4 protein-coding genes and 1 pseudogene are annotated in these 3,686 nt (G+C 71.4%); 2 read left to right on the top strand and 3 right to left on the bottom strand.

Features of this window, described 5'->3' with window-relative positions; genetic code table 11:
- A pseudogene (locus C1J00_RS47435) lies at nt 1-239 on the bottom strand (phosphatase); the annotation flags it as partial.
- 506 nt (nt 240-745) lie between these two features.
- Here C1J00_RS47435 and C1J00_RS40035 point away from each other — a divergent pair.
- Together C1J00_RS40035 and C1J00_RS40030 are read left to right on the top strand one after the other, a co-directional pair.
- Nucleotides 746-1,411 (top strand): bifunctional DNA primase/polymerase, encoded by a 666-nt coding sequence (locus C1J00_RS40035; RefSeq protein ID WP_102913768.1) that lies wholly within the window; start codon nt 746-748, stop codon nt 1,409-1,411.
- Nucleotides 1,412-1,466: 55 nt separating this feature from the next.
- Nucleotides 1,467-2,063: a hypothetical protein gene (locus C1J00_RS40030; protein WP_102913767.1), complete on the top strand. Its 597-nt coding sequence runs from the start codon at nt 1,467-1,469 to the stop codon at nt 2,061-2,063.
- A gap of 253 nt (nt 2,064-2,316) precedes the next feature.
- On the opposite strand, the gene C1J00_RS40025 is transcribed toward C1J00_RS40030, so the two are convergent.
- Both C1J00_RS40025 and C1J00_RS40020 read right to left on the bottom strand, forming a co-directional pair.
- On the bottom strand, nt 2,317-3,306 hold the full coding sequence (locus tag C1J00_RS40025) for a DUF5926 family protein (protein WP_102913766.1): 990 nt from the start codon (nt 3,304-3,306) through the stop codon (nt 2,317-2,319).
- Between the two features lie 109 nt (nt 3,307-3,415).
- A partial coding sequence (locus C1J00_RS40020) for an ATP-binding protein (protein ID WP_146046360.1) occupies nt 3,416-3,686 on the bottom strand: 271 nt, incomplete at its 5' end.

Genomic DNA, 3,686 nt, shown 5'->3' with positions numbered 1-3,686 from the left:
CCCGCACACACTGTCGCGCCCGTCGCGGCGGGGGCCCCCGCCGCGACGGGCGCGACAGTGTGTGCGGGCGCTGGAACCGTTGAATCGATTCCAGCCACTTTCGGAGGGTGCGGAGCGTTCATGGCGTCCGGCCTTCCAACCGGTACGTACTGCTCAAAAGCATCGCAAACCCCCATGTCATTCTGCGTCGCTAGCAGTGTCTCCACATGTACACGCACTCGTGAGGAGATGTCCAGCATTGTCCTGCTGGGATTACTGGTGTCCATGAGGACCGAGAGAACAACTCCCCTTCCTCTTGCGGAAATGCAAAGTTGGCCTAAAACTGCCTCAGGGGACGGCTTATTGCGGTCGACTGGGCTTGCTCGACGGAGCGTCACAACGGTCGTGATGGGTACGTACTCGGTGAAGGCCAGGGGTGGTTGGGAACCACCCGGAACCTGGTGACGGTATCCGGGCGTCCTATCCACCGACGACCGTGCCCCATCCTCCCGTGGCGGAGGCGGAGAGAAATACGCGCGACGGCAAACGCCATACTTCGCCACCCCTACGCCACGCCCGTGCTTTCGACAGACGCAGTATGGGCGGGACGGCCGCGGAGGCAGCCCCAAGCTCGACCCATAGGGGTTCCCCCTGCTCCAGGCAGGGGTGTGATGCGCCAATAGGTACGCACAGTGAAGTGATCGACACATAATGTGATGTGGACCACAGTGTTGCCAAGGCGTGCAACGGAAAGGAACGAGCGCTCATGCGCGAGATCCTCGGAAGGCGTCGCAGGCTCCTGTCCCAGCGCAGCGACGGGAGGCCTGAGCTGATCGGCGCGGCCCTGACCTACGCGACGGAATGGCAGTGGCCCGTACTCCCGGGCGTGGCGGCGGACCCGCAGGGGCACTCCCGCTGCAGCTGCCCCGACCCCGACTGCACGGTGCCCGGCGCCCACCCCTTCGACCCCGGCGTCCTCGCGGCCACGACCGACGAGCGCATGGTGCGCTGGTGGTGGGGCAACCGGCCGACGGCGCCGATCGTCCTGGCCACCGGCGGCCACGCCCCCTGCGCGGTCTCGCTGCCCGCCCTGCCGGCCGCCCGCGCCCTCAAGGCGCTCGACCAGATGGGCATGCGGCTCGGCCCGGTCGTCGCCTCCCCCGCCCGCTGGGCGATCCTCGTCAAGCCGTACTCCATGGAGCAGCTCGGCGAACTGCTCTACGCCAAGGACTTCGTCCCCGGCTCCCTCCGCTTCCACAGCGAGGGCGGCTACCTGGCCCTGCCCCCGTCCGAGACGGGCCAGGGCGAGATCCGCTGGGAGCGCGCGCCGCTGCCGGGTTCGGCCTCGCCGTGGCTGCCCGATGTCGAGGCCGTGGTGGACGCCGTGGTCGAGGCCCTCACTCGTACGGGTGTGAGCGCGCCCGAGTTCTAGGGCCGTCGGGCGCGCCGGGCCCGGCGCCCGCCCCGGCGCGTTAAGTTCCGGAACCATGCGGCGTCATGCCCGGGGCCGTTCCCGGGAACCCCGAAAGACCAGACTGTTCGCCCTCGCGGGCGTCGTGGCGGCGTGCGCGGCGGCACTGCCCCTGGCCGTGGCGTCCGCGGGGCCTGTGGGGTCCACGGGGCCCAAGGGCGCTGTGGGATCGGTGGATGCCGATGTCCGTGCGTCCGGTTCCGGTGCCCTGCGCTCCTCTCCGCATGCCGACGGCAAGGCGCCCGGAGCGCCCACCCCCGGCCGCCCCGTGCTCGGCCAGGGCCTGTCGACCGCCGTGCGCTGCGGACCCGGACTCTCCTCGCCCGACGGCATCGAGGCGCAGACCTGTGTGGTGACGCAGGGTGCCGAGACCTGGGCGCGGACCTACTACCGCAATGCGACGGGCAAGGCGCTGGACGCCCTGCTGAGCCTGATGGGTCCTGACGACCGGAGCGTGCGGATGACGTGCGCCGTGAGGGCGGAGGACGAGCCGGGGGCGTGTGAGACGCCCCGGGAGCCCGCACGCGGGAATCCGGGGGCGTACACGGCAGTCGCGGAGTTCGCCGAGCGGGGCGGACGGGGCCCCCTGCTGCTGCGCTCGGGGAGCAACTAGCCCGCCAGAACGGCTAGTTGAGGATCGGCTGCGTTCCGTGAACGGAAGCCGGGACGAAAAAGACCCGGTTGCTGGCGACGGGGGATGCACCAGCAACCGGGCTACAGGAACGGTAACAAGAGATCGGCGGTTCGCAAATTCGAACTCGCCTTTCCGGTCACCGACTGGCTTGTCCGCGCCGGGAGTTGTGTCCTCCCGGACGCGACGGCCCGGCCGGCCGGTGGACCGGCCGGGCGGGCGCCGGGGGCCGGTGTCAGCTGAGCGTGACCTGCCGGTTGGTGAGGCCACCGCGGGCGCGGCGCTCCTCCGCGGTGAGCGGTGCTTCCGTCGCCAGGGCGGCGGCGAGGCGCTCGGCGAACTCCGCCGCGGGCTTCTCCACGTCTTCGGCCGTGACCCCGCTCGGCAGGTCCCAGACCGGCACCGTGAGCCCGTGAGCGCGGAAGGAGCCCACGAGGCGGGTCCCTTCGCCGAGGCTGGAGCGGCCCGCTGCGTGCAGTCGCGAGAGGGCGTCCAGAAGCAGCTCCTCGGCGTGCGGCATGACCCACCGCAGATGGTTCTTCTCCGGCGTCTCGCACCAGTAGGCGGCGTCCACACCCTGGAGCTTGACGGTCGGGATGGCCGCGGCGTTGGCCCGCTCCAGGGAGGCGGTCACGTCGGGCGTGGCGTTCTCCGAATCCGGGACCCAGAACTCGAAGCCGCTGTGCACTGCTGGCTCGAACGCGCTCTCGGGGTCGAGAAGATCCTGCAGCCGCGGGCTGTCGGCCGGAGCGCGGCGGCCCTGGACGGGCGTGCCGGGCTGGGCTTCCAGGGCGCGCTGGAGCGTGTCGGCGAGGTCGCGGCTGATGTCGCCGGAGGAGGTGTCGTTCTGCAGTCCGATCAGGACCGAGCCGTCGTCGCGGCGCAGGGCGGGCCAGGCCATCGGCAGGACCGTGGCGAGCGTGACCGCGGGGACGCCCTCGGGCAGGCCGTCCTTGAGGGTCAGCTCGACCGTGGCCGCCGGGACCAGTTCGCGCAGGGCCACCCAGTCGCATTCGCCGGGCAGGCCCTCGAAGGGGCGGTGCACCAGCTCGGTCGCCGCGTGTGAGGCGGCCCGGCCGTGACAGGCCTTGTAGCGGCGGCCGCTGCCGCAGGGGCAGGGCTCACGGGCGCCCACGACCGGAACGTCTCCATCAGCACCTGCGGTGCGGGCCCCGCCCGTGGTCTGCGGGCGCTTGGCCTTCGTCTGCGGTCGCTTCTTGGCCATCGATGGGTCTCCCGGTTACGGCTCGTCTCGTACGGTCGCGAGCCTAGCCGTTCGCGCCGCGGGCCACGGCGTCCTGTGGACAACGCGCTCTCCAGCGCGGCGCAGGCGCTCAGTCCATGTCGTCGAAGGCGTCGAAGGCGTCCGCGAAATCCAGCCCGGGTATCCGGGAGACCGCGGGGGCGGCGACACGTGTCGCGAAGTCGTCGCGGCGGTGGCCCGCGTCCGGGTCGTGGACGTCCGCGTGGACGATGACCCACACGGTGACCTCGCCGCGTATGTCGTCGCGCACACCCCAGTCGTCGGCGAGCGCGGTGATGATGTTCAGCCCGCGGCCGCCGTGCGCCGTGACCGACGGGGTCGCGGGCTGAACATCATCACCG

Origin of the sequence: Streptomyces cahuitamycinicus (assembly GCF_002891435.1) — a bacterium.
Lineage (GTDB): Bacteria > Actinomycetota > Actinomycetes > Streptomycetales > Streptomycetaceae > Streptomyces > Streptomyces cahuitamycinicus.
This window is presented reverse-complemented; position numbering and strand designations above follow the sequence as displayed.

Coding starts and splice junctions, on each gene's coding strand:
- C1J00_RS40035 (WP_102913768.1), top strand. CDS start 746: ATGCGCGAGATCCTCGGAAGGCGTCGCAGGCTCCTGTCCCAGCGCAGC.
- C1J00_RS40030 (WP_102913767.1), top strand. CDS start 1,467: ATGCGGCGTCATGCCCGGGGCCGTTCCCGGGAACCCCGAAAGACCAGA.
- C1J00_RS40025 (WP_102913766.1), bottom strand. CDS start 3,306: ATGGCCAAGAAGCGACCGCAGACGAAGGCCAAGCGCCCGCAGACCACG.